This window comes from Bradyrhizobium tropiciagri, from assembly GCF_018130545.1.
Classification (GTDB): Bacteria; Pseudomonadota; Alphaproteobacteria; order Rhizobiales; family Xanthobacteraceae; genus Bradyrhizobium; species Bradyrhizobium tropiciagri_A.
Genome location: NZ_JAFCKF010000007.1, coordinates 360,012 through 384,110, shown reverse-complemented (window position 1 = coordinate 384,110; position 24,099 = coordinate 360,012). Strand labels below are relative to the sequence as shown.

Below are 24,099 nucleotides of genomic sequence, written 5' to 3'. Positions count from 1 at the left end.
TGAATTCAACCTACCGAGGAAACCTGCCATGAGCGCAAATGACGACCTTCATCACTATGACGCCGTCGTGATCGGCGCCGGCGCCGGCGGCATGACCGCCGCCGCCCGTCTTGTGGCCGCGGGCCGCAAGACGCTGCTTGTCGAGCGGCTTGGGAGGCTGGGGGGGCGCGCTTCGAGTGAGGAGATCGACGGCCACATCGTCAATATCGGGGCCATCGCAATCGAGCTCGGGGGCATCTTCGAGGAGAGCTTTGCGCTCCTCGGCGTGCCGCTCGACCTGCGCGAACCGAAGCCGGCCACGGTCTTTTATGTAGATGGTAAGATCATCAACGCCGCCAAAGGCGGCTGGGGCATGCTGCTCGGTGCCTTCACCAAGCAGGCGGCCAAGATCGGCGCCAAGTTTGCCGACGCGCGGAACGGCGATCTGCCGGAAGCAAAACTGTCGACGGCGGAATGGCTATCAACCTACACTTCCAACGCCACAGTGCATGCAATCTTCCGTAACCTCTGTGCTGCGATCTTCGCTGCGAATGCCGACGAACTGCCGGCCCGCGCATTCTTGACATACTTCGCCGTCAAGGGCGCCTTCAAGCGCTTCGGATTCTGTCCGCGAGGCACGATAGGGCTTTGGAACGACCTGGGAGATGGAATTCGACGCGCCGGTGGCGATATCTGGCTCGACGCATCGGTATCCGGGCTCCAGGTCGAAGGCGGCAGGGTGACGGGTCTCGACGTCGAGCGCGATGGCAAGAAAGTCCGCGTGAGCGCAAAGGTGATCATCAGTAACATCGGCCCCGCCGCGACGGCCGCGCTACCGGGAGCCGAGGCGTTCGGAGAGGATTATATCAATCAGACGCACACCAACATGCGCTCGTCAGCGAACATCGTCATCAACTTCGCGACGAGAAAGCGTCTCATCGACGCCCCCGGTCTCGTGACCTTCGGCGCGACCCAGCGGCTCTGCAACATGGGTGAACTGACGGCGACCTGCCCGGAGCTAGCTCCCCCCGGCTGGTATCAATACGTCGCTTACGCCGTCCCCAAGCCCGCGATCGGCGACTTCGACGAGAAGGCTGAGATCGAGGCGTCGCTCGCAGACCTGCGTTCCCTGTTCAACGGCTTTGCGGACGCGAAGATGCTGTCTATCCGCGTCATGCGCAATGACTGGCCGGCCCAGCGCTCCTGCGCCGGGTTCGACCTGCCGCAGGATACGCCGCTTGCCAATCTGTGGCATGTCGGCGATGCCGTGAAGGACTATGGCGACGGCGGTACCCAAGCCTGCGCCTACACCGCTCGGGAGGCGGTCAATAAAGCGACGGCGTTACTGGAGGCGGGGGCCCCATGACTGCGCTGAGCGCTCTCGCGACCGGCGAGCAGAGGAAGACCGCGATCAACAACGCGCGCTATTGCGTTTCGGCGCTTCGTCGCTCGCTCGATCGCGTGACAGGTTCTCTCGCGCGCCTGTGCCAATCGACCGAGGGAGGACTGTCAGCGGGCCTCGATGTCCGGCAGGTCGCGGCCCTCGAGCTCGCCTGGGCGTCTGCGGACACGCTCGCCGCGGAATCCATGCTCGCATCCCTCGATCTGGCGCGCAGCGACTTCGAAACCGCGCTGGGTCTCGTGTTCGTGGTCGATGCAGTGGTTACGACGCTGGAGCGGCTCGACGCGATCGGTCTCGATCTGGACGAGCAGGACCAAACGGGCGCGTTGCGGACGGATGCCAGGTTCCTCGCTCTGCGTCGGCTTGCGACCTCTGCCTCCACGCTTGAAGCCGTCGGAGTTGGTGTTGCAGAGGCGGACGGCGAGCTTGGCGGCTCCCTGGTCTCGGACGACAACCTCGCCGTTCAGGACAGCGTTCGGCGCTTGGCCGCGGACGTTGTCGCTCCGCTCGCGGAAAGGATACACCGCCATGACCTGACGGTGCCGGAAGAAGTCCTTGCCGGATTGCGTGACATCGGCGCCTTCGGACTGGCAATCCCCGAGGCGTTTGGCGGCACGGCCCAGCAATCGGCGGACGATACCCAGAGAATGCTGGTCGTCACGGAGGCGCTTTCGGAAGCTTCGCTCGGCGCCGCGGGCAGTTTGATTACTCGTCCCGAAATTCTGTGCCGCGCTCTCCTTGCCGGCGGCACGCCAGAACAGAAGGCGCGCTGGCTGCCGCCGATTGCGCGCGGCGATATCCTTTGTGCGATCTCGATCACCGAACCCGACTACGGTTCCGACGTCGCCTCGCTGAACTTGCGTGCCACGCGTGTCGATGGCGGCTGGCATCTCAATGGAGCCAAGACCTGGTGCACCTTCGCCGGCAAGGCGGACCTCCTCATGGTGGTCGCCCGCACCGATCCGGATCGTGCGCTCGGTCATCGCGGCCTCAGCCTCATGCTGGTCGAGAAACCTTCCGACGACGGACACGCGTTCGATGTTCGTCAGCCCGCAGGAGGCAGGCTCATCGGTCGCGCGATCCCGACCATCGGCTATCGCGGCATGCATTCCTTCGACCTAGGTTTTGAGGATTTCTTCGTGCCAGACGCCAACGTGATCGGCGGTCAGGCGGGGATCGGACGAGGATTCTATTTCACCATGTCCGGCATGGTCGGCGGGCGCATCCAGACGTCGGCGCGGGCCTGCGGCGTGATGCGGGCCGCCCTGCGGGCCGCGATCCGCTACACCTCAGATCGCCGGGTGTTCGGTGCGAGCCTGCAGTCCTATGCATTGACGCGCGCCAAGCTTGCGCGCATGGGAGCGCGGTTCGCCGCCTGCCGGACGCTGTCCCACGCGGTGGCTCGGCTGATCGATCAGGGCAAGGGGCGCATGGAGGCGAGCCTGGTCAAACTTCTGGCCTGCCGGTACGCGGAAATTGTTACGCGTGAAGCTTTGCAGTTGCATGGCGGCATGGGCTACGCCGAGGAAACACCGGTCAGCCGTTACTTCGTCGATGCGCGCGTGCTGTCGATCTTTGAAGGCGCTGAGGAGACCCTCGCTCTCAAGGTGGTCGCCCGAAGCCTGCTGGAGGAGGCGCTCGGATTGCGCGCCGGAGCCGCCTGACATGCCGGGACAGGGCATCCTCTCGGATCTGCGCATCGTCGAGGCATCCGCCTTCGTGGCGGCCCCCCTGGGCGGCTTAACGCTGGCGCAGATGGGCGCGGACGTCATCCGTATCGACCCGCTGGGCGGCGGGCTGGATTTCGGCCGCTGGCCGATGTCGCACGACGACGTCAGCCTGTTCTGGTGCGGGCTCAACAAGTCGAAACGATCCGTTGCGCTCAACCTCGCCGATCCCGAGGGGCGCGAGATCGCGATGTCGCTGATCGCCGCGCCGGGCGAAGGCGCCGGTCTCTTCGTCACCAACTTTCCGCCACGCGGCTGGCTCGACTACGACAAGCTGAAAGCCAAGCGCGCGGACCTCATTCAGGTCACCCTTCAAGGCGACCACAAGGGTGGCTCGGCGGTGGACTATACTGTCAACGCGCGCGTCGGCGTCCCTTACGTCACGGGGCCGGCGAGCGACGAAACCCCCGTCAACCACGTTCTCCCCGCTTGGGACGTCGCAACCGGCCATCTGGTTGCGACCGGTCTATTGGCTGCAGAACGGCACCGGGGCAGGACGGGCCAGGGCCAGCATGTCAAGTTGGCCCTGGAAGACGTCGCTCTCTCGGTGATGGGACACCTTGGATTCATCGCGGAAGCGCAGCTCGGCTGTGCCCGTGGCCGCTATGGCAATGATCTGTTCGGAGCGTTCGGGCGCGATTTCGCCTGCGCGGATGGACGGCGCGTTATCGCGATCGGCCTGACGCTGAAGCAGTGGAATTCATTGGTTGAAGCGACCGGTCTTGCCAAAACGGTCGAAACGCTCGGAGCGCGGCTTGGACTTGACCTTACGAAGGAGGGGGATCGTTTCCTTGCGCGTCGTGAGCTCGGAGCTGCGATCGGAGGCTGGATTGCGGCGCGATCGTTCGCCAAAGTCGCGGCGAGCTTCGATCACGCCGGTGTTTGCTGGGGCCCTTATCAAAACGTCGACGAATTGGTTCACTCCGACCCGGCCTGCTCGGTCGAAAATCCCCTGTTTGACAGTGTAGAGCAGTCAGGCGTCGGCCGCATGCTGTCACCACGCTCCGCACTACGGTTCGAGGCGTTCGATCCGCGGCCTGTCGGAGCGGCGCCTGCGCTCGGAGAGCATACCGAAGCGGTTCTCGGCGAGATTCTTGGGATCGATGGCGCGGCCTATGGTCGTCTCCACGACCGTGGGATTGTTCACAATCCGCGATGACGGGCGGCCTGCGGCCCAACGCCAGGCTCAGCCCGTCGGCCGCGACGGCAAGGCTAGGCGTTTGGCTGAGCTCGCGGCCGCGCAAGACGAAACAGAAATCGCTCCTGCCGCGACAGCACGTCGAGTTCGCCTCGCCGGACGAGGCGGTTAGCATGCGCCAGGGTCTCAGCGAAGGCGAAACCCATCTGATGCGGGTTCAAGGCGCGCTGGAACAACAGGGGCACCAACTCGGCCACGGAACGGTCTGCGTCGCGGCATGCATCCAGAATGATCCCGCAGCGCAGCTCGTGATGCGCGATCAGTTCCTGCGCGCGTGTGTGCAGCCCATAGAACGGGCGCATGTGACCCGGCAGGACGAGAACATCATCCGGGATATCGCTTATTAACAATCGCAGGCTGCGGAGGTAGTGACCGAGGGGATCTCCGTCAGGCTCGCCTGCCCACACGCTCACGTTAGGTGAGATATGCTCAAGCACCTGATCGGCCGCGAGCAGGATTTTCTCGGCTTCGCAGTACAGCATGACCTGTTCCGCGACGTGGCCATCTCCCGTTACGACCCGAAACGTCCTGTCGCCGAGCATCAGAGCGTCACCCGTGACCAGCCTCAGAAACGTGTCGGGCAACGGGTCGACCTGCCGCAGGTATTCGTGGCCCTGAGTGCTGACGGTTTGCGCAGCTTCATCGTCCATGCCGTGGCTCCTGTAGAAGAGCCCGTTGCGCGGTGACTCGAAGGCCAGCGGGTCTAGGGAAATGACCCGGCAACTCATGTAGCTGGACAGGCTGGTTAGCAATCGCGCCTGAAACCGGTCGCAAAGCCACCCGGCAAGTCCGATGTGATCGGGATGGAAGTGCGTCACGAGAACTTTGGTGATCTTCAGCCCGGCCAATGCGCCCGCGAAATAGCTGTCCCAGACAGCCCTTGCCTCGTTCGTCGATATGCCGGTGTCGACAATAACCCATCCATCGCCGTCCTGGATCAGGTAGATGTTCACATGGTCGAGCTTGAAGGGTAGGGGGAGCCGAAGCCACAGGAGACCAGGGCGTACCTCGATCAACCGTCCGGAACTTGGCGCTTCGGGAAACGGATACGCCAGTTTGGCTTCCGGCTTGACGACATCGATCGACATGCTGTGCTCTTCGTTGTTTTTGACCCAGCCGGGCCCCCGGTCTAACCCGCCGATTGCGTCCTGGACGTGCAAGGCACCGTCATACCGATTCCGGTCCAATGATGGATAGAAGCCGAGATCCTTCGTGCTCAAACAACTGGTTGAATGAGATGTCCCGACTTCAGAAGGAACAAGCGTTCAGCCAATATTGTCACGACGATACGTCGACGGCGAAGGCGGTCGGCCGGTCGCCTGATCTCGCAATGAATTGTAAGACCGACGAGACGGACTATGTCAATGCGTGTTTTCGATGGAGCCGTATTGCAGAATCGGGTGAGATGTACCGTTCCCGGCTCGAGCGGCCCCTCCGCCAAGCTCTCGACCGACGGTCGAATGGCTGCAGACTGTCTTTGGGGGCATCGTGTAGGGAGGGGCATGTGATATAGTTGCACGCTGACGAGCCGGAGGCACGCAGAAGGACCACTATAGGCGAGAGCGATCGCGGAGCGGCGAGCGCAACGGAAACAGGAACATCAAGAATGCCACGGGTGCGTGCAGACGACTACGGTGCAAAGTATCAATCGATCTTGGACAGCGCGGCATCGCTCTTCGCCAAGGTCGGATATCCCAGTGCGAAGTTGCAGGATGTCGCGAAGCTTTGTGGCGCAACAAAGTCGATGTTGTATCACTACTTCCCGACCAAGGACGACCTGCTTCAGGCGTTGCTGCGCGAGCATCTGGAGCGACTATTGGCCGAAATCGAAGCTGCATTCGATGAGGCGAGTTCACCGAAGCAGCGGTTTTATCGCTTTGTCGAGGTCTTCGTAACGAAATCCGCTCAGTCGCGTCAGCGTCATGTAAGCGCTATGAATGACGTGAAATTTTTGCCGGCATCGAAACAGAAGCAGATTCTAAATCTCGAACGTAGGGTCACGGACACCATTAGAGCGCTACTGCGAGAGCTGAATCCGGGGCTTCCCGAAGAAGTGTACGGGCCTTATGCGTTGCTGCTTGTGGGCATGCTCAACTGGACGGACCTTTGGTACAAGCCGTCGGGGAAAATCAAACCGGACGAGCTTTGCGAGCTAATCTCGCGATTGTACCTCCGTGGATTTCTCGCCGAAAAACCGGAGCAACTCCGCATGCCTGGACGCCGCTCGCGCACCAACCTTGTCGCCGATGACGCGAGCTAGGGTCTGATTTGAGTCCTACCGGACGCGTGATCGGGCGGCAGTTCCACGTGTTGCAGTTGCCGACGATCGCATGATCGCTGTCCTAGACTGCGGCAGCTTGCCGTAGGGCTCAATGTGCAGCGATCTCCTTCAGTGGCCTCGATTGATCGGCGATGTCATCCGGATCGGGCGATTGGCCTGCGTCGATCCATCGCTTTCCCATAACATAGGCCTGAGCATCATTGGCTGCGTCGACGGCGAGTAACTTCCGTCCCCGAAAGTACCAGAATGATGCTGTGCCTGCTCTCACGCCGGCACGCTCGATCACGCGATCGTAGCCGGTATTCAAACCTACGATTTGCAGCTTGATATCGTACTGATCAGACCAGAACCAGGGTCTTGCCGCGTAGGAAGCCGAGGATCCCATGATGGCGTCTGCGACAGCATTTCCCTGATCGATTGCGTGCGGAACGCTCTCCAGTCGAAGATACTCGCCGCAGTGTGGAAACGAGGCGCAGTCGCCGGCGGCAAAAATCGAAGGGTCGGACGTACGGCCTTGGGTGTCAACCTGAATTCCATTATCGACCGTCAGTCCCGCCGCGACGGCAAGGCGGGTTTCCGGAACGACCCCGATCCCGACGATGACGAAATCGGTTTCTAGTCGCTGGCCGTCGTCAGTTTCGGCAACGCCCGCCCGGTCATCGCCCAGGAGCCGCTTCAATCCTGTTCCTTCGATCAGCCGAACGCCTCGTTCGCGGTGAATCCGCCTCAGGAACGCAGCCGTTTCCGATGATGCAACACGTTGGAGGATACGAGGGCTCGCTTCGATCACCGTCACTTCGAGCCCGGCGCTCGCGGCAACTGCGGCCGTTTCCAGGCCGATGTATCCGCCACCAACGATCAACAGCCTAGCACCGGGTCGAAATTGGGGGGCCGCCAAGTCGATGTCCGTCAGCGTACGCACATAATACACGTTGCCAAGATCGCCTCCCATCGATGCGGGCAGCCGACGCGGCCGCGCTCCCGTCGCAATAACAAGCGTCTCGTAGGGCAGTGCCACGCCGTCAATGTGGATGGATCGGTCGCGACGATCGATCGATCGCACGACCACTCCCGTCCGAAGGTCGATCGCGTTTTGCGAATAAAAGCTCGGGGGCCGGAAATAGAGCCGATCGCGCGACATCTCGCCCATGAGGTATTTCTTCGATAGCGGTGGTCGTTGATAGGGCGGATCGGGTTCATCCCCAATAAGGGCGATTTCGCCCTCGTAGCCCTTGCTCCGCAACCGCGCCGCGACAGCGAAGCCGGCCTGGCCCGCGCCAACGATTATCGTCCGGCTCAAAACGCTTCTCCTTAACCTAAGCCACTGGAATTGCAGGGCTGAAGGCTAGGGGTCTAACCCGCAGGCCCCTAGCTGATTAAAGGTCCTGGAAGGACCGCCCAGGATTGACAACCCGGGTCGGCCTTTTTATAATCCGGTTGTCCGGTTTTATAAAGGGGTCTCGCAGTTTTGACCCAGGGAATACGAGGAGCGCGGAATGGAGACTAACCATCGCAAGCAATGGGATGATCTCATCCAACCCGGCATGGTCCACGGGTCGCTCTACCATGACGAGATGATCTTCAAGGAGGAAGTCGAGAAGATCTGGTTCAGGACGTGGGTCTATGTTGGCCACGAAAGCGAGGTTCCCAACAAGAACGATTTCGTAACGAAGTCGATCGGCCCGATGCCAGTCTTGATGGTGAGAAACCGCAGAGGCGATATCGACCTGTTGCTCAATCGCTGTCCGCATCGGGGCAACGCCGTCTGTGTGCAGGAGAAGGGCAATCGCACCTCATTCACTTGCCCCTACCATTCTTGGACGTTCTCGAACGACGGGACGTTGATGAATTATGCATTTCCGGAGGGCTACAACGGCGCAGACAAATCCAAGCTCGGCCTCTCCAAGGTGCCGAGAGTGGCAATCTATCGCGGGTTCGTCTTCGCCTCCATGGCACTCGATGGGCCGACGCTTGGCGAGCATCTAGGCGGAGCAGTTCGAACGCTCGATCAAGCCTGCGATAATTCGCCCACCGGCGAACTCAACCTGAGCGCCGGCTTTTTGCGCCACCGAACCCGGGCGAACTGGAAATTCATCCTTGAGAACGAATGCGACGGTTACCATCCGGCCTTCGTACACTCGTCAATTTTCTCGGTTTCCGACAGTGCAATCGGATCACTGTATGGCGCCGACGCTGTCGCAGTTACGCGTAGCTTTGGCAACGGTCATACGGAGGTCGATCCTCGGCCCGAGTTTCGTCGCCGCAACGAGCCAATGAGCTGGTTCGGAACTACGGCCGAAAAGCTGCCGGATTACGTGGCGCAAATGAACTCGACCTACGGCGAGCAACGGGCGCGTCAGATCATGATCGACGGAATGCCGCACGTCATGATCTTTCCCAACCTGTTCATCGCTGAGATCCAAATCTTTGTGATCCAGCCGGTCTCTGCGACCGAGTCGATCCAGCACGTGACCGCGATTCAGTTCAAGGATTCGCCTGAGATCAATCGTCGGCTCCGACAGCAAACCATGGGCTCTGTCGGTCCGGCTGGCTTCCTGCTGGCGGACGACACGGAGATGTACGAGCGCAATCAACGCGGCCTCGAAATCAGGTCCCCCGAATACCTCTATTTGAAGCGAGGCGAGCACCGTGAGCGACGTGATGAAGACGGCCTGTTAGTAGGCCATTCCACCGATGACTTGCCATCGCGGGAAATCTGGAAGCATTATCGTTCTCTGATGGAAGCGCACTAAAATGAACGCAAAAGCCGAAGCTGCCGTCCAACCTGATATATTGAAGGAGTGGACGGGGAAGGGATTGGCCTATGCGGCGAACCCCGACCACGATTTGTACCGCCAGGTTACCCAGTTCCTCTATCGAGAAGCCCGTTTCCAGGACGCGCACGATTACGATGAATGGGAGGCTCTATGGACCGATGACGGAGTATACTGGGTTCCGGCGAACGGTACCGACACCGATCCGGAACAGCAGATGTCGCTGATTTACGACAATCGTTCCCGCATCGCATTACGTATACGCCAGCTCAAGACGGGCCGACGTCATTCCCAGACGCCCCCCTCGCAACTGGCGCGCATAATCGGAAATGTTGAGTTACTGCATTCGAATGGGCCGGATATCGGCGTTGCCTGCAATTCGCAGATATTCGAAACGAACCTCCGCGGCGACACAATGTGGGCGGCTCGATGCGTTTATCAGCTGCGTAGAGTGCAAGACGAACTGAAGATGGCCTACAAGAAGGTAGTGCTCGTCAACAACAACAAGCCAATTTACACGATCTCCTTTCTAATCTGATCTTCGCCACGGGCGCGTGCGTACAGCCTTGAGCCTATAAAGGAATTGTATCGATCGGAACTCCAGTTCGATCTATCTCAGCAGCGGTTTCGTCGTCCCCAGAGTGGCTCCGGATGATCAGCGGCCATGCGCATTCAGTGCCGCCTTTCGCCGGAAACGCACACCGCCGCTCTTCGAATCAGGGTGGACCATGTCGATTTCGAAGCCTGCGCTGCGCCAGCATTCAACCAGCGAGCAGCTTCCGTTCAGTCGTTCGTCTGTCCACCAAAAAGGCGAACTTACAGCGGCTTCCGGCAATGGTTCGCTGATCAACATTGAGATCTGACCGAAAGAGAGCGTAACGGTGGCCTCTTCGGCAGAAGCGGCCATCAAGAATCGGGTCAGTCCTGCGCGGTCGCCGTCCGATTGGTGAAGCCGAAATTCGGTGATGAAGAGCCTCGCGACTCTTTCGCACAGTTCCGCCGGAATGACGGGGCCCGACGATCTGTACCAGACGTCCGTCCAGTTTAGCATTCCGATTAATAGCATCGCGTAGAATTTAAGCAGCTCGCGCGGATAAGCAGTATTAAGGCGATGCAGTGCACTCGCGATGCAAGTCACGACGCGCTTCTGACGCTCAAGTAGTCCGCGTTGATATTTTGGGGGGAGGAATTTGAGATCGTTGATCGAGACGATGTGTCTGCGGCGGGATTCCGATGATTTTACAGTGTAGACTTCCAGAAGTTGCAGAAACGTATCTTCCGGCTTGCCGGTCCGGCCGACGACTTCCTCAACGCCGTTCAGTACATTATCCATGTGCTCGTCGATGATCGCGTAGAGCAGATCGTCCTTCGTCGGGAAGTAGTGATAAAGAGTCGACTTCTTTATCCTGCATGCGTTGGAGATATCCTCCATCTTAACGGAAGGATACCCGAACTCCGCAAACCGCGCCGCTCCCGCTTCCAGGATCGAGTTCACCTTTTCGGCGTAGTCGTCTGCCCTTGGGCTTCGCATAATTTTCGTGTTCCGCAGAAACATCCCTGGCCTTGGTTGCGCCGAGTGCGCTGGTGACTACTCTCGGCCCTGAAGGCTGAGCTTCCGCCCTCGCGGGCGTCTTCTTCCTGCTTCCGGCCGGCAGTCCGGCTCGATTCACAGGCCATCCCCGAAGGTCCTCCGGTTGGGGTGATGCCGATGGAGAGGATGTTCTTCGCCGCGTTCACGTCGGCATCGAACATCGTCCCGCAACTGGTGCAGACGAAGCGGGACCGGCTATGCGGCTCGCTGCATCGACGGCGCCGCAGGCGCTGCAAGTTTGCGACGTGTGTGCCGGATCGACGACAATGATCCGGGAGCCATACCAGATCGCCTTGTACTCCAGCAAGGTCCTGATCGTTCGGGGCGAGACCCCCACCGGTTCTCGTTCGCCCACTTCTGGACCAGCGCCCCTGGCGCTTCGACCGTGCCGCGTCCGGTCCTGGTCATCTGCTTTACCTTCAGGTCCTCGATGGCGACCACTCCGTGGTTCTTGGCAATGGTCGTGGTTGCCTTGTGCGCCGCGTCCCTCCTGCGACTGGCGTATCTGGCCTGCAGCCTGGCCACTCTGCGTTTCGCCTTTTCGCGGTTGCGCGAGCCCTTCTGCCGCCTGGCGACCGCCCGCTGCGCGGTCGCAAGCCGCTTGCGGTCCAGGGTGGTAGTGCGCGGCAGATCGATGACGTTCCGTCGGACAAAACCATCGCCTGGGCAACGCTGAACTATTGGGCGCGTAACCGGCTTATCGCGATGCTTCGGCGTGAGGCCAATCTTGCGGGTTCAATTCTGATCGAGCAGACTTTAAGTTGACACATCCCTATAGATCAAGTATTTCCCATTAATCGACCGACGCGTCGGTCTGCTAATCGACGCTCAGAGCCCTCGTGCGTGATAACCCGCAAAGAGAGTTATGACATCGTTTTGCAATCTTGAGGGGTTGCCATGAGTGAACGAGTTCGCATCGAAATCAATGCTGGGATCGCGGAGGTGCGGCTGTCCCGAAGCGAGAAGCGCAACGCGCTGGATGGTGCAATGTTCGATGCGCTGATCGAGGCTGGAGAGACATTGAAGGGGGCGCACGGAGTGCGCGCCGTAGTGCTGTCCGGGGAGGGGCCGGGCTTCTGCGCAGGCATCGACATGCGCGTATTGGCGGAGATGCAATCCGGAAAGATCGCGGGTGTCGGCCACCTCGCGTCCCGCACCCACGGAATATGCAATCGATTCCAATATGCGGCATGGATTTGGCGCGAAATCCCAGCTCCCGTGATTGCGGCCGTTCACGGATTTGCGCTTGGCGGTGGCTTCGAATTGGCACTGGGAGCCGACATCCGCTATTTGACGCCAAATGCGAGACTTGGGGTCATGGAGGTCCGCTGGGGTCTGATCCCGGATATGGGGGCAACCCAGCTCATGCGTCATTTGGCGCGTGAGGATATAGTTCGCGAATTGGCTTATACGGGATGTGAATTCTCCGGAACGGAAGCGCTCGCTTACGGATTCGCGACGCGGCTCGCGGATGATCCGCGGTCGATGGCTTTCTCGACCGCGCGCCAGATTGCCGACCGGAGCCCGCACGCCGTTCGTGCGCTGAAGCGGCTATTCAACAGAGCCGTGGTCGTAAGCCCGGAGGCTGGCCTAATCGACGAGTGCATCGAGCAGCAGGTCCTGGTGGGTAGCCGAAACCAGATGGAAACGGTCCATGCAGATCGCGAGGGAAGACCGCCTCGCTTCGAGGAGGCAACCCCTGCGACGGTAACGGCAGTCACGTCTCCCGTTGACCCTCACCGTGGCCTGGCGGCCCGCCAATAACATGCGCCATCCGCAAGCCGTTCAATCATTTGATGACCCGCGGGTCGTTGAAGTTCGTGCGAAGACGCGAGCCTACGTCCGCGACGTTGTGCTCGCGCAAGGGGATCTTTGGGAGCGTGACGGCAGCATCGGTCGTGGCGAATTTCAGCGTCTTGGGTCGTTCGGGCTCCTAGGCCTCTGCCATCCCCTTGAATTCGGGGGCGCCGATCTCGGCCCGGTGGCTTCGGTGGCGTTCGCGGAAGAGATTTCACGCTGCACGTTCAGCGGTCTGCCCGAGGCGGTGCTGGTCCATACCGACATGTCATCGACCCACATTAGTGGCCGAGGCAGTAAGGAGCAGAAGGAGCGCTATCTCCCGGCCGTGATCCGAGGTGACTTGATCTGCGCGATCGCGGTCACCGAGCCGGAAGCCGGTTCAGACGTGGCTGGCCTCGCGACCCGCGCTGCGCGGCGCGCAGACAACTGGGTGCTGAATGGGACGAAAACCTATGTCACCAACGCCTTGAACGGCGACATTTTCATCGTAGCGGCTCGGACCGACGCAACCGCGAAACCTAGTCGGGGGCTATCGCTGTTCCTCGTGGAGCGCAACACGCCAGGAGTTACTGTGCGCCCGATGGCACGCAAGCACGGCATGCTGTCGTCCGATATTGCTGACCTCGTTTTCGATGATGCCAGGTTGCCCGCCAGCGCGCTGATTGGCGAGGAAAACCGCGGCTTCTACGGCATCATGGAGAATTTTCAGAACGAGCGCCTTATCCTGGGGGCGATGAGCCTTGGCATGGGTTTGCAGTCCCTGGAGATCACAGTCGAGTATCTTAAGGCGCGTCGGGCCTTCGGTGGACGCTTGTGGGACAAGCAGGCCATCCGCCAACGAATTGCATTTCTTTACGCGCGGATGCGAGCTGTTCAGGCGCTCGTGTACGCCACCGCGATCAAGAGTGCTCGCGGCGACGACGTGGTCAGCGAAGTCTCGATGGTCAAGGCGCTTGCGGGCGAAACGTTGCAGGACATCGTCCGTGATTGTCTGCAGTTTCACGGCGGTTATGGATACATGCATGGAACGGCGATCGAGCGCCTTGGGCGGGACGCGCGTCTCATGACCATAGGCGGTGGGGCGACCGAGGTCATGCTCGACGAAATTGCTAAGCGGCTCTGAAGAAACGCTGCACAACTCTGAGAGGGGAAACCATGCCAGCGTATCTTACGCAGCATTTGTCGCGTGCTATTCGCCATTCACCGAACCGGATCGCCACGGTTTTCGGTAACCGAAAGCGAACCTACGCCGAGCTAGGCGAGCGCGTTGCGCGCCTCGCGAGCGGACTTCGTTCGCTCGGCATCGAGAAAGGCGATCGCGTCGGTCTGCTGGCCCTGAATTGCGATCGATATCTCGAATACTTCCTTGCGGTATTCCGGATCGGCGCAGTCGCCAATCCCGTCAACACGCGCTGGAGCGAAAAGGAAATTCTATTCTCTCTGGAAGATTGCGAAACCACCGTTCTGCTCGTCGATGATACGTTCCGCGAAATGGGAGATCGCCTGCGGGCTGTCGCACCCGATCTCCTCCGCACTTTGATCTATGCTGGCGACGAGGCGGTGCCGTCCCGAATGATCTCCTATGAAGCGTTAATCGCGAACTCCGCAGCAATCCCCCAGACGACCAGCGACGACGACGGCGATCAGCTCGCCGGCATTTTCTATACTGGCGGAACGACAGGCTTTCCTAAGGGGGTCATGGTCACCCAGAACACCCTCAACGCTTCTGCAGCGGGCCGCATTATGGCTGGCAGCGGTCCTGGGGCCGTCTCCCTGCACGCAGCTCCGCTATTTCATCTGGCCGGAGGGCTCGGTATGTGGTCCGCCCTGGCCGTCGGGGGCACGCATGTTTTCCTGCCGTCCTTCGATCCACGTGAGGCAATGGTGCTCATTGAGCGAGAACGCGTCAATGATACGCTCATCGTACCGACGATGGTGCAAATGATTCTCGACCATCCGGAGTTTCACAACTTCGACCTGAGCAGCCTCGAGTGGGTCGTGTACGGCGCCGCGCCTATATCGGAGACGCTTCTGGATCGCGCCGTCGCATCTCTTCCGAACATTCACTTCACGCAAGGTTACGGCATGACGGAACTGAGCGGCGGAGTGGTGTTCCTTCCTCCCGCATACCATACGGCCGAAGGCCGCCGCGCGGGAAAGCTCAAGTCTGCGGGCCGCGCCGGACTTTTGGCAGAAGCTAAAATTGTAGACAGCGCCGGCAATGAGGTATGCCGAGGCCAGGTGGGCGAGATCGCTATACGTGGCGGAGCGGTCATGCTTGGCTACTGGAACCGTCCGGAGGAGACAGCTGAGACCTTGCGCAACGGCTGGGTGTATTCCAAGGACATGGCATACATGGACGACGATGGCTTCATTTACATCGTCGATCGGCTCAAGGACATGATCGTTAGCGGAGGTGAAAATGTCTACTCCGCCGAAGTCGAAAACGCGTTGATGAAACATCCGACAGTTTCTCAATGTGCGGTCATCGGGATTCCCAATGAGCGTTGGGGGGAGAGCGTTCACGCGGTCGTCGTCCGCAAGCCCGGGGTTGAACTCGACGCAGACACGCTGATTGCGCACTGCAAGACACTGATCGCAAACTATAAGTGCCCGCGTAGCGTCGAGTTTCGCGATGCCCTTCCGTTGTCGGCAGCCGGAAAGATCCTGAAGCACGAGTTGCGGGCAGGGTTCTGGAAAGGCGCGCCGCGTCAAGTGAACTAGACGTCGTATCGATAGCAGTCTGCGGACATGATCGAGGCGCAGAGCGGATGTCGGTTTGGCCATTGGATCGAGGTGAACGCCGCGTGTCACTCGGTCTGGATGAAAGCCACGTCAGCACTTCCCCTATCAGAAAGACAGTTCGATGCTGGATCTTGACGCAGAGTATCTAAGCGATGTCCACCGCCAATTCAGAGCGGAGCTCCGCAAGTTTGTGGTCAACGAAATCGTTCCGCATGCCGAGCCGTGGGAAGCGGCCGGGTCGGTGCCGCGCCATGTGTACGAGCAAATGGGGGCTCTTGGGTTTCTTGGTCTTGCGGTGCCGACCGAACTCGGGGGCCGATTTCGATGCGCTCGGCACAGTTATCTTCGGCGAGGAGCTCGGACGCTCAGGTTTTGGAGGAGTAGCTGCGTCGATCGCAGACCATGCCGACATGGCACTCCCGGTCGTGGTTGGGGCTGGCACGCGCGAACAGCAACGGCGCTTCGTTCCCGACGTGGCCGCTGGAAGGCGGATCCTGGGTTTCGCGGTGACGGAGCCGGGAGGTGGGTCCGACCTCACCCGCATGAAAACGACTGCAGTTCGGGACGGGGACGGGTGGCTTTTGAATGGCCAGAAGACGTTCATCACGAACGCGGTCTCCGCGGATCTCTTCATCACGGTTGCGCGTACCGATCCGGCCGCAAGAGGTGCGAAGGGGTTCTCACTGTTCGTCGTTGAGAAAGGGAGCCAGGGAATCTCGGTTGGGTCGAACTTCAACAAAACCGGATGGTGTTCATCCGACATGAGCGAGGTGTTCTTTGAGAATTTTAGAGTGCCGTCCGGAAACCTTCTCGGTGAAGAGGGGCGAGGATTTTATGTGCTCATGCAGCGATTGGAGCGCGAGCGGATGAGCATGTGCTCGCAGTGTATCGGCATGATGGAGCGGGCGCTCGAAATTACGCTTCAGTACGTCAAGAACCGTCCCGCCTATGGGCGCACGCTCTGGGATCTTCAGTCGATACGGCACGAGATGGCCGGCTATGCCAGCGATCTGGCGGCCGCGAAGCTTCTCATCTATCACGCCGCGGCGAAGAAGAGCCGCGGCGAGAGCACCCGGCTTGAGACGTCAATGATGAAAGCGACGGTACCTCAGTTAATGAAGCGACTGGTGGACGGGTGCGTCCAAATGCACGGCGCGTCTGGTTACATGCGCGGCATGGAGATCGAGAGAATTTGGCGAGACACCCGGCCGTTCTCGTTGGGCGGCGGCGCCGCGGCCGTCATGCTTGATGAGGTCGCCAAGCTCTTATGACAGAAATGTGCCCTCGCGAGGTCAAGACCTGGTCCGCGGAGCCAAATTCGCTGCATTTAGTCGACGCGATACGAGAGCGTTACGATGACGCCGATATGAGGAAACAATCAAGAAGGACGATCCGCAGTGTCAAACAACCGTAGTTTCCGATCCCATCCGTGGCTAAGCGAGTATCCGCCAGCCATTCCGCACGACCTTGGCGATGTCTCGCCACAATCGTTGCCTGCGCTTCTCGAAGGAGTGGTGAAGCGCCACGGCGATAGACCGGCCCTGTCACTTGATGATCATCACTTTACATACACCGAGATGTATTCGCTCGTCTCGCGCGTCGCGAAATGCTTGCAGCGTCTAGGTGTGGCACCAGGCGACAGAGTCGCCATCATGATGCCCAACCATCCGGCTGTTCCAATCTGGTTCTACGGTGCACTTTCGGTTGGCGCGGCGGTCGTCAGCATCAATGCCCTGTATTCGATCACGACCATCGAGTACATGCTTGGTGATAGCGGCGCCAAAGTCATCCTGGCGCTGGATGACCCCGAGAGCCTGGCGAAACTGATGCCGTCTCTTGAAAGAGGAACGCTGGCGCAAATTGTCACGGTCTCGCCGGGTGTCGCGGAGCTTCGCTTCGCCACGAAGGGCTCGCTGTCGAGTCCCGTGGGCGTTCTGCCGTTCAGCGAATTGCTCAACAACGACGGTAAATTCACTGCCCCTCCGATAGAACCGACTGGCACGTTGGCAGGCTCCAGTATACCGGCGGAACCACCGGGCTCCCGAAGGGGGCGATGCTGACGCACGCCAACATGACAACGAATGCTCGTCAGGCCCGCATCTGGTTTTCATCTCTGCAGGAAGGATCGGAGCGGGTCCTCATCCCACTACCATTCTCCCACATCAGCGGCATGACTTTTTGCCTGATCCTTTCGGTCATGATCGCCGCCGAACTCGTCGTTGTGCCGAGATTCCTGCCGGAGGACGCTCTGGAGATCCTGCGCAGCCGCCGCCCGACCTTCTTCGGCGGCGTCCCAACTATCTTTATCGCACTGCTCATGACCAAGTCGACGACCCCCAGTGATTGGGCTGGCGTCAAAGCAGTACTTTGCGGCGGTGCGCCGTTGCCTCCAGATGTGATGCAGGATTTCGAACGCGCAACCGGCATCCGGGTTCAGCAAGTCTATGGTGCCACCGAGATGTCGCCGGTGGTCGCCATCATGCCGGCTAAACCCGATGAACCACTTCACGCGGTCGGGTTGCCCGTCCCGGGCACGATTGTCGAGATCCGCGACACCGGCGATCCGACGAGGCAAATGCCTGGAGGGCAGTCGGGCGAGATCCTCGTTGCGGGGCCACAGGTGATGAAAGGATATTGGAAGCGAGAAGAGGAAACGAAAGACTCGATGGTCGATGGCTTCTTCAGAACGGGGGACATTGGCTATCTGGATGAAAGGGGATACTTGTTTATCGTGGATCGCTTGAAGGACATGATCATCGCTAGCGGGTACAACGTTTATCCAACGAACGTCGAGAGCGCGGTCTACTCTCATCCTGCGGTCGCTGAAGTCATCGTCATTGGTGTTCCCGACCCCTATCGCGGCGAGAATATCAAGGCATTTGTCGTACTTCGCGACGGCCATGAACTTTCATTGGACCAACTTCAAGTTCATCTGAAGGATAAGCTATCGCCGATGGAAATGCCGCGTCTGCTCGAGATTCGAACTCGGCTTCCAAAGACTGTTGTGGGAAAGCTTTCACGGCTTGAACTCAAGAAGGAAATTCGCGCATTGCCTTCCGGTCATTAACCTCCGGGAAGAAATCAGAACGCCGCCGTCGAATCGCGCTTCGCTCTCGTCTAGATGGAAAACAAGATGTCTCTTCCTAATTGGCTCGGAAATACCCTCGAACTTCCTGTTTTGGGCTCGCCACTTTTCATCGTCTCGGGTCCCGAACTCGTGATCGCCCAGTGCAAAGCGGGCATCATCGGCTCATTTCCGGCGCTAAACGCTCGCCCGGTCGAGAAGCTGGACGAATGGTTGACGAGGATTGCAGGGGAACTCGGTGAGCACAAAGCACTGCATCCGGAGAAAAAGATCGCGCCTTATGCCGTCAATCAGATTTGCCATTCGTCCAACGACCGGCTGATGAAGGATATGGAGACCTGCGTGAAGCACAAGGTCCCGATCATCATCACGTCGCTTCGCCCGCCTTCGGAAATCGTAGAGGCAGCTCACTCTTATGGTGGCTTGGTGTTTCACGATGTCATCAACGTCAAGCACGCGCGCAAGGCAGCCGAACAGGGCGTCGACGGTCTCATTCTGGTTTGTGCCGGCGCTGGCGGGCATGCCGGGACGTTGTCGCCGTTCGCGCTCGTCCGCGAGGTAAAACAGTGGTTCAGAGGGACCGTACTACTGTCCGGCGCGATCGCCGATGGATGGGGCATTGCGTCTGCGATCGCTCTGGGAGCTGATCTTGCGTACATAGGCACGCGCTTTATCGCAACTGAGGAGGCAAACGCTGAGCCCGGCTACAAGCAGGCCCTGATCGATCACGCGGCTCACGACATTGTCTATTCCAATCTCTTTACCGGTGTGCATGGAAATTATCTCAGTCCTTCGATTGCCGCTGCGGGTCTCGATCCGGCTAATCTTCCGGTGGCGGACAAGAGCAAGATGAACTTCGGTTCGGGCGGCAATACGAAGGCGAAAGCCTGGCGCGATATCTGGGGCTCCGGGCAGGGTATCGGTCAGATCGTTGACGCGCCGCCGGTCGCTGAGCTTGTCGAACGATTGAAGGTCGAATTTACCGCGGCAGGTGTCGACTTCAGAACGCGAGCGCTCGCCTAGCCCAATCAGAGGCTCATGAAATGAGCCGGACCACCGGCCGAGGACGCCCGCGGGGGCGGAAGCTCGGATCTTCACGGCCGAGAGTAGTCACACCGCGGTGTTCATGGAAGGGGAAATATCGGATGCAAGCGCGATCAATCTCGGATCTGGCACGGTCTCTCTACACCGCCTTGGCTGCCGGTGATCGGCATCAGCTTGATGCCCTGCTCCATCCCGATTTCGTCGGACATATCGCTGAAGGTATGCCGTTCGGTATCGGCGGACAGCACGATGGACCGGCTGCCATGCGACGTAATGGTTGGGGAGGGATCGCCCGGCATTTCGCCGCCCGCGCGGAGGCCGAGCGCTTTCTCGAGATTGGGAATGATCACCTGCTGGTCACGGGACGCTACCGCGGCCAAGGCAAGCAGGGTGGTGCGCCCCTCAATGCAGCCTTCGCTCATTTTCTGACATTCGAGGATGGACGGATCCGCTCCCTGGAGCAATATACCGATACTGCCCGCTGGCGTGATGCTGCGAGCCCAGCGCGAACGGTCCTGCTCGATTTTGCCGATGGCGTCGCGACCCTACGTCTCAACCGTCCCGAACAGAGCAACGCTATCAATGAGGAGATGGCCAAGGATCTGGGAGAGGCCGTTTCGCAACTGGTCGAAACGTCCGGCGTTCGTGCGGTCCTGATCTGCGCCAATGGGCCCAACTTTACTATGGGCGGCGACGTCAGCCTGTTCGCAGGGACAGCTCCCGAGCAGCTGCCGCATAAGCTTCGTCGCATGATCGACGCCTATCATTTGGCGATCGAGCGGCTGACGGGCATAGATGCTCCGATTGTCGCCGCGGTTCGCGGCGCTGCAGCCGGCGGCGGTCTCGGTCTTCTCTATGCCGCAGACATCGCCGTCGCTGCGGCCGATGCGCGGTTCGTCCTCGGCTACGGTGGGCTGGGCCTAACATCGGATGGCGGCAATACTTGGTTTCTTCCACGGATGGTTGGGCTGAGGCGCGCGCAGGAACTGTTCCTTCTCAATAGCCGCTTGAGCGCGCAGGACGCTCTCGACTACGGGCTGGTCTCGCGTCTCGTTCCCGATGACGTCGTCGAGGCGGAGGCCGCCGGCATCGCTGCCAAGCTAGCGTCGGGGCCTACGCGCGCATACGGCGCTATGCGCCGCATGCTGCGTCAGTCATTCGAGACCAGCCTTACTGAGCAGCTTCTGGCCGAGAATGACTCGATTGTTCGAGCCGCCGGAACGGACGACGCGCAGGAGGGAATAGCTAGCTTTGCCGCCAAGCGTCGCCCTCAATTCCGGGGAAGATAATGGAGACCCCCGCGTCGTCGACCGGTTTGAAGCTGAGTTGAGGATAGAACAGTCGGCCTGCTTGATCTCTTTCTGGCTAGAGCAACAGATGCTGGCTCCTAGGTTGATTTGGCCAGAACTTACGAAGCACTGCCTAATTCAGGCTTATTCTTCAGCAATGGGTCGTCGCGCCTTGGGTCAGGTGTTCGCAAAGCTAGGACAGCTCCGCGCGATCTCATTCTGCTCAAATAGTTCGTCATCAGCGATCTCCGAACTGTCTGACGGTTAAGGCAAAAGAAACACGAACGTGATGCTCTATGAAAGTGACGTAAGAGCGTACAGCAACCGCCTCTTTGCAACCCAGCACAGCCCTTCTTTGAACCATTGTGAGAGTCGGCAACGCAGCTAATACGATCTTCTGACATGCTGGCCGACCTTTATTTCATCCCTGGAAAGAAGCCTATGATGAGCGTGTTCGAACTTGCGATTCCATTGCTGCCTTGCCCGCTGCTCGCGATCGCCATCTTTCAGATGTACCGACGTCGGCCGATGAGACATGATCCTGCTCTAGTCGAGATCTGGCGCGAAGCATACGAGTCAAGCCCCGTAGGGATACTGATTAAGAAAGACGGAAGTTACGTTCACTGCAATAACGCTGCCGTCCGCATTCTCGGCGCCAAAGACCAGAAGCACGTCTTGGAAGCCGGGCCAATCAAGATCGCTACGGAGCCGCAAGCGGACGGTCGCACCGTGGCCGATTACCTGAAGGATGCCGCGACTATGCTTAACCAGGGCGAGATATACTCCCGCGAAGCATTGAAGGGGCGTCTTCTCGACACAAACGAGATCATCTATGTCGATGCACATTGGGTACCGCAGAAGTCGAGCGCTGGCAGTGTCCTTATCTCGTACATTCTGGACTCGACAAAGCGCGTCCAACGTGCAGATCAGGCGCGGGAGCAGATGCGAAAACTTGCCCAAGACTTCCAAACGTCGATTGGAACCCAAGTGGAAGCGTTGGCCTCAGCGACAGTCGAGATGCGCACAAACTCAGAAGGGATGTCAACGACGGCCGAACTGACGTCAACGCATGCGACAACGGTTTCCACAGCGGTTGGGCAAGCGTCCCGTAACGTTCAGACTGTGGCAGCCGCAACCGAGGAGCTTTTCGCGTCTATCTCCGAGATCGGCCATCAGGCCACGCAATCGACCCGGATCGCAAGCCAGGCAGTCGACGAGGCGGACAGGACCAATACGAGGGTGCAAGGCCTAATAGCCGCCGCGCAGAAAATCGGTGACGTGGTCGAACTCATCAGCGACATTGCAAGCCAAACCAACCTCCTAGCGTTGAATGCGACGATCGAGGCAGCGCGCGCCGGCGAGGCTGGCAAGGGATTTGCGGTGGTCGCAAGCGAAGTCAAATCCCTCGCCGCCCAAACCGGCAAGGCTACTGAAGATATTTCGGCGCAGGTTGCCACAATGCAGGCGGCGACGAGCCAAGTCGTCGAAGCAATCAAGAACATCGGTGACACAATTGGTGCGATGAACGAGATTGCGATGACCATTTCGTCTGCAGTCAAGCAGCAAGGATCAGCAGCGCAAGAAATCGCGACGAACGTGACTGCGACGGCCACCAGCGCGAGCCAGATGTCCGACACCATGGCCGAGGTCGCCCAAGCAGCCGGCAAAACCGGCGCCGCCGCTGGCCGAGTTCTCACTCTCACTCGGCAACTCGGCACCCAGACTGAGACTTTGCGCACTAACGTCGATGGTTTCCTCGTCAAAATCCAGGCGGCTTAGTAGGTCTACCAAGCGCGTCTCGCATATGGACCAAAGCTCACGTACCGACTGCTCGGTCATGCCCCTGGCGGTCTGACGATATAGAAGGGTTTCGCTGAAGCAAACTAGCGGCCTCAGCGATATCTACGTTTGAGCTTAATCCTGAGCATCCTTGATGAAAGCCCCGCGTGCGCAAGTCGGAGAGCTAATTGAAGCGCACCCGTCGGCGAAGCCAGATTAGTCGACCGGCTTGAAGCTGAGGGTGGAGAAATCCGCCTGCATGATCTTCAGTTTTTGGTTGGAGAAGCGGACGCCGGAACCGAAGCTGATCGGAGCCATCACGCCGGTTTCGACGTTCGAGGTCTTCTCCAACTCGGCGATGGTGCAGGCCCAGGTCGGGTCCTTGCCGCAGCGTCCGATGGCGGCGATCAGGACCTTGGCCGCGGCGTAGCCCGCCATGGTGTACCGGTTGATGCCCTTGAACTCCGCCTCAGACACCAGCGCCTTGGCTTTCTCGAGGAAAGCCTTGCCGGCTTCGCCCGCGAATGGTTCGACATAGTCGACCGCGTAGATGCCGTCGCCGGCCGGCCCAATCAGCTTCAGCACAGGCTCGATGCGGCCCGGCCAGAAGATGCCGGTGACCGGCTTGACGTTGAGCTTCTCCAGCTCCTTCATCATCGCAACGTTTTCCGCAATGATGCCGCCGGCCAGGAATACTTCGACGCCGGCGTCCTTAAGCTGGAGCATCTCGGACGAGAAGTCCTGCTGGCCCTTCTTGTAGCTGCCGCTGTAGACAACGCTCAACTTCTTGGGCTTCACCATGGAATCGAACCCGTCATGCACGGCGATGCCGTAATCGTCGTCCTGAGTAATCAGGCCCCATTTCTTGCCCGGGTTCTTGTCAGCGAGGAAGGCGACAAGGTGCTTGATGCCTTCCTCGTACGACTGCCCGACGATAAACACGTTCTTACGCGGCGGCTCCCAGAGGGGCTTCACCGGCGCCACATCGATCACCGTGGGGATGCCCGCCTTCTCCAGCACCGGCATCGCCGCGATGGATTGGCCGGATCCGGACAGGCCGACCATCGCGAACACCTTGTCGACGTCGACGATCTTGCGCGCGCCCTGGATGGTGCGCGCGGTGACGTAACCGTCATCCTCGAGAACATATCTGATCTTGCGGCCGTTGATGCCCCCTGCGGCGTTGGCCTCCGCGATCGCGATCTTGTGCCCGATCGAGGCTGCGACCCCGAGCAGCGCAGGCGGCCCAGTCAAGGGCTCGACGTCGCCGATCAGGATTTCGGTCTCGGTGATGCCAGGCTCGGCCGCAGCGGTCCCGACGGCTCCGGCGTGGCTGGCGGTCGCCAGCAGCAACGCTGCCGCAAATCTGTTGATCATGGTCTCCTCCCTCGTTGATTGCTTCGTT

At 59.8% G+C, this 24,099-nt stretch carries 21 protein-coding genes and 2 pseudogenes; 16 read left to right on the top strand and 7 right to left on the bottom strand.

Annotation, left to right across the window (positions count from 1 at the left end; translation table 11 throughout):
• The first annotated feature begins 28 nt into the window (after positions 1-28).
• From JQ616_RS29720 to JQ616_RS29710, 3 genes are read left to right on the top strand one after another with little or no spacing between them, the layout of a single operon-like run.
• On the top strand, positions 29-1,345 hold the full coding sequence (locus tag JQ616_RS29720) for a phytoene desaturase family protein (protein WP_212020780.1): 1,317 nt from the start codon (positions 29-31) through the stop codon (positions 1,343-1,345).
• A complete protein-coding gene (locus JQ616_RS29715) occupies positions 1,342-3,045 on the top strand; it encodes an acyl-CoA dehydrogenase family protein (RefSeq protein WP_212020778.1) in 1,704 nt (567 codons plus the stop codon). Before JQ616_RS29720 ends, JQ616_RS29715 begins: the two co-directional genes overlap by 4 nt.
• Position 3,046: 1 nt before the next feature.
• Complete coding sequence (locus JQ616_RS29710) at positions 3,047-4,267, top strand: CoA transferase (RefSeq protein WP_212020776.1); 1,221 nt, start codon at positions 3,047-3,049, stop codon at positions 4,265-4,267.
• Positions 4,268-4,320: 53 nt separating this feature from the next.
• Here JQ616_RS29710 and JQ616_RS29705 read toward each other — a convergent pair whose 3' ends face one another.
• Positions 4,321-5,394 carry an MBL fold metallo-hydrolase gene (locus JQ616_RS29705; protein WP_212020774.1) on the bottom strand — a complete coding sequence of 358 codons (1,074 nt, stop codon included), beginning with the start codon at positions 5,392-5,394 and terminating at the stop codon, positions 4,321-4,323.
• 518 nt (positions 5,395-5,912) lie between these two features.
• Between JQ616_RS29705 and JQ616_RS29700 the strand changes: the two genes are divergently transcribed.
• Positions 5,913-6,566 (top strand): TetR/AcrR family transcriptional regulator, encoded by a 654-nt coding sequence (locus tag JQ616_RS29700; RefSeq protein ID WP_212020772.1) that lies wholly within the window; start codon positions 5,913-5,915, stop codon positions 6,564-6,566.
• 109 nt (positions 6,567-6,675) lie between these two features.
• Here JQ616_RS29700 and JQ616_RS29695 read toward each other — a convergent pair whose 3' ends face one another.
• Positions 6,676-7,887 carry an NAD(P)/FAD-dependent oxidoreductase gene (locus JQ616_RS29695; RefSeq protein WP_212020770.1) on the bottom strand — a complete coding sequence of 404 codons (1,212 nt, stop codon included), beginning with the start codon at positions 7,885-7,887 and terminating at the stop codon, positions 6,676-6,678.
• A 196-nt stretch (positions 7,888-8,083) separates the two neighbouring features.
• Here JQ616_RS29695 and JQ616_RS29690 point away from each other — a divergent pair, with 196 nt between their 5' ends.
• Positions 8,084-9,340: an aromatic ring-hydroxylating oxygenase subunit alpha gene (locus JQ616_RS29690; RefSeq protein WP_212020768.1), complete on the top strand. Its 1,257-nt coding sequence runs from the start codon at positions 8,084-8,086 to the stop codon at positions 9,338-9,340.
• Position 9,341: 1 nt separating this feature from the next.
• A complete protein-coding gene (locus JQ616_RS29685) occupies positions 9,342-9,899 on the top strand; it encodes an aromatic-ring-hydroxylating dioxygenase subunit beta (RefSeq protein ID WP_212020766.1) in 558 nt (185 codons plus the stop codon).
• Positions 9,900-10,016: 117 nt separating this feature from the next.
• On the opposite strand, the gene JQ616_RS29680 is transcribed toward JQ616_RS29685, so the two are convergent.
• The 4 genes and pseudogenes from JQ616_RS29680 to JQ616_RS39945 form a co-directional block, all read right to left on the bottom strand.
• Entirely contained in the window at positions 10,017-10,856 is an 840-nt protein-coding gene (locus JQ616_RS29680; RefSeq protein WP_212020764.1) for a TetR/AcrR family transcriptional regulator, read from the bottom strand.
• Positions 10,853-11,188, bottom strand: a complete 336-nt coding sequence (locus tag JQ616_RS39955) for a zinc ribbon domain-containing protein (RefSeq protein WP_212020762.1) — start codon at positions 11,186-11,188, stop codon at positions 10,853-10,855. The genes JQ616_RS29680 and JQ616_RS39955 overlap by 4 nt, the downstream gene beginning before the upstream one ends.
• Positions 11,095-11,289, bottom strand: coding sequence for a zinc ribbon domain-containing protein (locus JQ616_RS39950; RefSeq protein ID WP_433996012.1), 195 nt, complete (start codon positions 11,287-11,289; stop codon positions 11,095-11,097). The genes JQ616_RS39955 and JQ616_RS39950 overlap by 94 nt, the downstream gene beginning before the upstream one ends.
• A 74-nt stretch (positions 11,290-11,363) precedes the next feature.
• Positions 11,364-11,582, bottom strand: a pseudogene (locus tag JQ616_RS39945) (transposase); the annotation flags it as partial.
• A gap of 267 nt (positions 11,583-11,849) precedes the next feature.
• Here JQ616_RS39945 and JQ616_RS29665 point away from each other — a divergent pair.
• The 10 genes and pseudogenes from JQ616_RS29665 to JQ616_RS29625 all read left to right on the top strand — a co-directional run bounded on the left by JQ616_RS29665 (position 11,850) and on the right by JQ616_RS29625 (position 22,694).
• Positions 11,850-12,716, top strand: coding sequence for a crotonase/enoyl-CoA hydratase family protein (locus JQ616_RS29665; protein ID WP_212020759.1), 867 nt, complete (start codon positions 11,850-11,852; stop codon positions 12,714-12,716).
• Positions 12,682-13,875, top strand: a complete 1,194-nt coding sequence (locus JQ616_RS29660; RefSeq protein ID WP_212020757.1) for an acyl-CoA dehydrogenase family protein — start codon at positions 12,682-12,684, stop codon at positions 13,873-13,875. The genes JQ616_RS29665 and JQ616_RS29660 overlap by 35 nt, the downstream gene beginning before the upstream one ends.
• Before the next feature lie 32 nt (positions 13,876-13,907).
• The gene (locus JQ616_RS29655) at positions 13,908-15,476 is read left to right on the top strand and encodes an acyl-CoA synthetase (RefSeq protein WP_212020755.1); all 1,569 of its coding nucleotides are present in this window, start codon (positions 13,908-13,910) and stop codon (positions 15,474-15,476) included.
• A gap of 142 nt (positions 15,477-15,618) precedes the next feature.
• A pseudogene (locus tag JQ616_RS39940) lies at positions 15,619-15,756 on the top strand (acyl-CoA dehydrogenase family protein); the annotation flags it as partial.
• The gene (locus tag JQ616_RS29650) at positions 15,710-16,768 is read left to right on the top strand and encodes an acyl-CoA dehydrogenase family protein (protein WP_433996011.1); all 1,059 of its coding nucleotides are present in this window, start codon (positions 15,710-15,712) and stop codon (positions 16,766-16,768) included. The pseudogene JQ616_RS39940 and the gene JQ616_RS29650, both read left to right, overlap by 47 nt.
• A gap of 126 nt (positions 16,769-16,894) precedes the next feature.
• Positions 16,895-17,557, top strand: a complete 663-nt coding sequence (locus tag JQ616_RS39695; RefSeq protein WP_212020751.1) for an AMP-binding protein — start codon at positions 16,895-16,897, stop codon at positions 17,555-17,557.
• The gene (locus JQ616_RS39690) at positions 17,551-18,564 is read left to right on the top strand and encodes an AMP-binding protein (RefSeq protein ID WP_212020749.1); all 1,014 of its coding nucleotides are present in this window, start codon (positions 17,551-17,553) and stop codon (positions 18,562-18,564) included. Before JQ616_RS39695 ends, JQ616_RS39690 begins: the two co-directional genes overlap by 7 nt.
• Before the next feature lie 66 nt (positions 18,565-18,630).
• On the top strand, positions 18,631-19,605 hold the full coding sequence (locus JQ616_RS29635) for an NAD(P)H-dependent flavin oxidoreductase (protein ID WP_212020747.1): 975 nt from the start codon (positions 18,631-18,633) through the stop codon (positions 19,603-19,605).
• Between the two features lie 122 nt (positions 19,606-19,727).
• Positions 19,728-20,915: an enoyl-CoA hydratase-related protein gene (locus JQ616_RS29630; protein ID WP_212020745.1), complete on the top strand. Its 1,188-nt coding sequence runs from the start codon at positions 19,728-19,730 to the stop codon at positions 20,913-20,915.
• 402 nt (positions 20,916-21,317) lie between these two features.
• Positions 21,318-22,694: a methyl-accepting chemotaxis protein gene (locus JQ616_RS29625; RefSeq protein ID WP_212020743.1), complete on the top strand. Its 1,377-nt coding sequence runs from the start codon at positions 21,318-21,320 to the stop codon at positions 22,692-22,694.
• A gap of 216 nt (positions 22,695-22,910) precedes the next feature.
• Here the strand turns inward: JQ616_RS29625 and JQ616_RS29620 are convergent, their stop codons facing one another.
• Positions 22,911-24,071, bottom strand: coding sequence for an ABC transporter substrate-binding protein (locus JQ616_RS29620; protein ID WP_212020741.1), 1,161 nt, complete (start codon positions 24,069-24,071; stop codon positions 22,911-22,913).
• Positions 24,072-24,099: the final 28 nt, after the last annotated feature.